This is a genomic window from Achromobacter semiaridum (assembly GCF_053543755.1).
The window spans coordinates 1-5,416 of sequence record NZ_JBLVOL010000071.1; the positions used below are offsets into that span (position 1 = coordinate 1).

Consider the following 5,416-nt stretch of genomic DNA (forward strand, 5'->3'; position numbering starts at 1 on the left):
TCGACCGCAACCACACCATCGCCACCGGTCGGGACCGCACGGAAGACGTGGGCAACAACCGGCGCGACAAGACGACGGCCAATCACTGGATTGAAACGGGCGGCCATGTGGAACATAAGGTGCAGGGGCATTTCCAGGTGCATGCCGGCGAGCGGATCGAGGGCAAGACGGTGACGCTGGAGTTGCAGGCCGCGCAAAGCGTGGTGATCAAGGGGCCGGGCGGCACGATCACGATCAACGGCTCCGGCATCACATTGGAAGCGCTTGCCATCAACCTCAAAGGCCCGGTCGCGCAGGCGGGCGGCGGCGGTAATTCTCTGTCGATGTCGGGCGATGTGGTCGAAGGCTTGCTGGACGACTGCATGGAACGCGCCCGGTGACGGTGCGCACGGTGACGTCAGGCAATATTACGGCGGCTACGACGGGGGCAGTCCAGCCTGCGGCACGCATGGTGCCGACAGACCCGGCGACGTCAGGCACGATGGCCGCCCTGCTCGCAGAGCGCCGCGCAGCGGATGACAGCGTCTACCTGTTGTTGAATCCCCTGGCGGACTGCGCGCCGGAGCACGCGTTAAGTCTTGCGTCGTTGACGAAGGCGTCGGGCGCCGATGCGCTAACGACCGTCGCGCGCCCCGACCTGGCACACTCGCCGGAGGCATGCCCGGTGCTGGTCCAACTGGCCGGATGCGGCAACGCGCCCAAGCTCGAACTTTTGGAGCGCGTCGAGCAGCTTGCGCGGGCCGACGCTGCCCGCCGCCGTCGCTACGTGTGCGGCTGCCTGCTCAGTCCCTTGGACGGGCACGCGTTGGCCGTTCACGTGGCCGCGCGCTGCATCGACTTTTCGGCCGATGCCCCGCGCGGAATGTCTCCATGGTTCGAACCGTTGCGGCTGGAACTGCTGGCCGCGTCCATCCACGCTGAAACGCTGGGGCCGCTGATGTGGCCGATACGCACGTGGTTGCTGCCTACCAGTTGGGGATCGCTTGCGATGGTGAGTGGTTTCCAGCGCAGTAAGGGGAATGGTGTGGAAAGTGGCCCGGGGCGCATTGGTGCCGGCATTGGGGTCGGGATTGGAACAACAAGCGCGACGATGACCGGGCCAGCGGCCGGCACCGCCCTTCAGCCGTCCATCCCGCTCCCCGCGCTTGCCAAACAGACTCAACGGGACGCGCCGCTAATTGCACAACTGCTGTCGGCCTGGCGTCGATCGCTGCAATTGCCGTTGTCGTACGCACCGGGTCGCTGGCAAGGTCCCTCGCTATTGCCCCCTCAGGCCGCCGCACAAGCCTTCCGCTGGATACGCCAAGCCCGGCAAGCGGGGCTGACCGATACCCGGGACATCACCGTGCTGGCGTTGCATCAAGCGGCAATACACCCGCGCTTACTCGATTACGAACCGCTGCGACTCGCACTTGCCAGTGCAGCGCCCGGCGGTGCTTCCACCGTGCTGGCCGCCTATGGCGACCATGCCTGGCACCGCATTGCCGCCCATCTTGACCAAGCAGGTTTGCCCACATGACCACCAGCAGCCAATTAGCCATCGCCGCCCAAGAGACGTCGCCCCTGCCGTTGGGCAGCTGCCCCGCCTGCCGGCGCACAGGCATCCCCATCCTGTTGCTGCGCCCCGCCGTCATACCCAAGACGGGGTCGTGGCGCCGGCACGGCGCAATCAAGCACCCCGACCTGCAACAGTCGCTGCGCTTGCTGCGTACTGGCTACGTCTACGTGCTGTTGGACCATGAGGTCTGGCAGGCGTACGAAGTCACCGACGCCGGTCACCTGCGTCAATTCGACCCTTACGAGATGGCTAAGGGCCCACCCGCGCTCTTGTCCGAACGCTGCGTCCAGAGCGCGCACGATCTGCCGGCGTCTTTTATCGGTATCGACGTCGATACGTACACGACAGCCTGGGTCGCGTACGCGCAAGACCCGTGGCCCGTGGCTGTGCTGGACGGGTACAAGGCCGGCGCGGGTGCCGCAAAGGCGGCGAGGGCCTCACAGCCGGCGGCGGGCGCCTCACACGGGACGGCACGCGCGGCACGTCCAGTCGCTGCTGCCCAACAGGCGACAGCGAACTCGGACCACGCACTGCGCTTTGTCATCCTGGACCTATCCAAGCTGCGTGAAGAGCCCACGGCGGGAGGCGCGGCGCTGGCGCTGGAACACGCCCACCGCATCGATCGACACATAGCAGAGTACAGCCACGGCGTCCGTGATTTTGGCAGCGTCCATGGCTGGCATTCGCGGGTATTGCAGGCTACGGGCATGCGCAATTATCTGAGGCTGATGGAGCTTCAGCACGATCTGGCCAAGGGCGTGCCCGGGCTGATCCTGCCCGACCCGGTGGGCCTGGCGCAGGAACTGAACAACTTCCGTTTGGCCGCCTACACGCAAAAGCGCATGTGGGCGGAAGAGCCGCAGCGGCGCTATGCGTATCTGACCTCGCAGTGTCTGCTGGGCATTGAGCAGCTTTACGCCGCCCAGGCCGATGCCGATATACCGGACAGCCCCACCTACATGCTGGACACGATGCCCAGCGAATCCGGCATGGCGCCGATCTTCCGGGATCCGGCCTTGGAGCGCCGCGAACGCATCGCCTACAAGACCGCGCAGCGGATGGATCGGCTGAAGGAACGCTATTGGGAATCTGACCCGCCCTCCGAGCTAGGCCGCAAGGGCCGCGCCAGTTTTCAAGCGAGCTATGACAAGGAGTCCAAACGGCTGGAGGCAATCATCGATGCCTATGGCGAAGACTGGGCACGGGTTGTGCGCGGCGCCGCCTGGAAGCGGGTGGTAGAGCTGGATTACAGCGACACCGATGAACGCTCGCGCCGCCTGCGCCTGCTGATGGTCAGCGCGTGCCTGGACGGCGGCATTACCGATGCGGTGCCTGTGCCGCTTTTCGTTGCGGGTAGCGGCGCTTCGTCCGGCGCCGCCGGCTCGGCTGCGACGGCGAATCTGGCGACTGCCGGGCATTCGGGTGCTGCTGCCGATCCCGCCCGCACCGACAATCCGGGCCCCACATCGCAAGCTTGGAAGGAGCTATTGTCCGACCCCCACAGCGCCGTCTATCTGGCGTTGAACGGCCAACGCAGTGATCTGCAATCCAGCTTTCTGCCCTTGTTCAGTGCAGGCGCTGGGGGCGGGGCCAACGACGCCGCGAAGAAATACTTCGACGCCGTCAAAAACCTGGTCAGCAGCAAAGAGATCGGCGCCTGGCGCGAAGGCTTGGCGGCGGACGCTGCGGACCAACTGCTGGCCGCCGTGCACGGCGCCAGCCCCCGCCTTCACGCCCAGTTAAACGACGCCACGCGCGCGGCCGTCAACGCCGTGCACGTCGGCGGCGCCTGGCTGTACCGTGGCGCGCAAATGACGCAGGTCGTGATCCAACTGACGGTCAGCGAGCTCCTTGCCATTTACACCGACGAACTGCAACGCGTCGGCGAATCCCTGAACCAAAACACCGGCCGCCGAGTACGCGCTTTCATCTTCGCCGGCCTGATCAGCATTCCGGACCCCGCGTTGCACAAGATACTGGTCAACGTGACGATCTGGATGGAAGGCAGCGCGGAGGATATCGCCCAGAGAATAAAAACAATGAGGACCGGCGCGGCGGACGTGGCCGACGCAGCGCGAGACGCCGCGCACAGCATGCAAGCGGCCATTGATGACGTCACGCACAGTACGCGCGCCATGGCGGGCGGCCTGATGCGAAGACTGTCGATTGGCGTCCATCACCTGGAAGCCCCGGTGGCCGACCTGCTGATCGGTCTGGAACTGACCGCCGAACAAGCCCGAGAATTCGCCAAGAACGGCTTCATCAGCTTGAAGCGTCTGTCGGTAGGCTCGGGCTACGGCGCGCTATCGCTCGTCAGCCTCTACTTTCTGCACGACAGCGTACAAGCCAGCCTGGAATCCGCTCGAAACGCGGTGGGCGCGGAGCATGCAGAGGCGATGGCTGCGTTGTACGGAGCGGGCATCGGCATGCTAGGCGCGGGTGTCGAGGCGGGCGGGTTGGCGGTCAGTGTGGCAGGCGAGGCGGTCCAGCCGTTTATGCGGAGGATTGCGAATGCGGAGCTGGGCGTGGTCGCGAAGGCGATTGGGTTGGGGAAGGGGTTGGTGAAAGCGGGTGGGGCGATAGCGGCATAGGGAGGAGTGGCTGATGGGGCCCGGGTGGATCGCAGCCGCTATGCGTGCCGCCCGCCAAGGCGACACCTCGGCAAAATGGCTGCATGCATTCGCTGCGAGTGTTAAAGCGAAGAGACTGGAATCCGATGCTTTGGAACGGTGGGCGCGGCAGTCGTACTTCGGAAACGCGGAGCGCAGCCAGCGATGGGAGATGGCAGACCAGCTCGATTCAGCGGTGGCCGCATTAAACGCCGCACTGTCGGGATTGTCGGTGTCTTTGGGATTTCACTCATCCAAGCGCTTCGCCGATGCGGCCGAGCTTGCGGCAATGGACGTTTTGCTGATCAAGGAGACGGGCGGCGTTCAAACGGGCACGGAATTGGCTTACTTGATCCTGTTGCCTGGTTTTGATCCCTTGCGCTCGCGTTACGAGTTCACGTTAACCGTTCATAAATTTGGGGTGGCGAAAAGTGGGAAACGTATGCCGTTGATAACGTCGTCAGTGCTTGCAACTGCGTATCACAATAGTCGGGCCCATGCGCCCATGCTAGACACCGAGCCAGATCTCGTGCCAGCGGTCAGTGAGTTGCCGACCAGAGACGATCCCGCGCTAAGCGGCAGATACTGGTTGGGCGGCATGCATGCAGTTAAGGCAGCCGTCGTCGAAATTGCATATTGGCCAGACAAGGACGATCTCAGCGGATACGCAAAGTTGATCTCTGCGGAGGAAGCGTGATGGTAAGACCTCTGCTTAATCCGCCGTGCCCAGGTTGGAAGCGCGATTTGCCCGGGCCTAATGACTCACCCGGGCCACCCAGTTATCGCGCAGACGCACCCAACTATGTCGACGATGTCCACCTGGAGCTATCCCGACGAACATCCAGCACCCGCGGAATTTTGATCCTGGGTGTGCCCTTGTGTGTGTGCTTCTTTATCTGGCAATTGCCCCTATTTTTTGGCTACGGGGCGTTTTCTTCGACAGACGGGTCCGATGGCCTCACGACGATATTGATGTTTTTATTCCTGCTGGCCGCCTATTCTTACCTTGCAGCGTTTCTTTACCAAACGGACGTCTGTCCGCCGCGCGATCTTCCCATCCGCTTCAACCGGCTACGCCGAAAAATCTACGTCTACGGTTTCCAAATGGTCTGGTGGAATCCCTTCGCTCACCGTTACGTCACCACCGCCAGCTACGACTGGAATGACGTCCGCGCCGAAGTCTGGGAGCAATGGGGGGCTACATCCGGTGGAAGCCTGATGATCAAGTGGGGCGTCTCAATCGCCATCG

The 5,416-nt window shown here is 63.6% G+C and carries 4 protein-coding genes and 1 pseudogene; all 5 read left to right on the plus strand.

All coding sequences use genetic code 11. The annotated features are described in order from the left end of the window. Positions 1–380 (plus strand): annotated as a pseudogene (locus tag ACNPP0_RS19600) (type VI secretion system Vgr family protein); the annotation flags it as partial. A gap of 101 nt (positions 381–481) precedes the next feature. Next, positions 482–1,519 (plus strand): hypothetical protein, encoded by a 1,038-nt coding sequence (locus tag ACNPP0_RS19605; protein ID WP_448706773.1) that lies wholly within the window; start codon positions 482–484, stop codon positions 1,517–1,519. Then, complete coding sequence (locus ACNPP0_RS19610) at positions 1,516–4,149, plus strand: T6SS effector BTH_I2691 family protein (protein ID WP_448706774.1); 2,634 nt, start codon at positions 1,516–1,518, stop codon at positions 4,147–4,149. The genes ACNPP0_RS19605 and ACNPP0_RS19610 overlap by 4 nt, the downstream gene beginning before the upstream one ends. A 40-nt stretch (positions 4,150–4,189) precedes the next feature. Then, complete coding sequence (locus ACNPP0_RS19615; protein ID WP_448706775.1) at positions 4,190–4,864, plus strand: hypothetical protein; 675 nt, start codon at positions 4,190–4,192, stop codon at positions 4,862–4,864. 275 nt (positions 4,865–5,139) lie between these two features. After that, a partial coding sequence (locus ACNPP0_RS19620; protein ID WP_448706776.1) for a DUF6708 domain-containing protein occupies positions 5,140–5,416 on the plus strand: 277 nt, incomplete at its 3' end.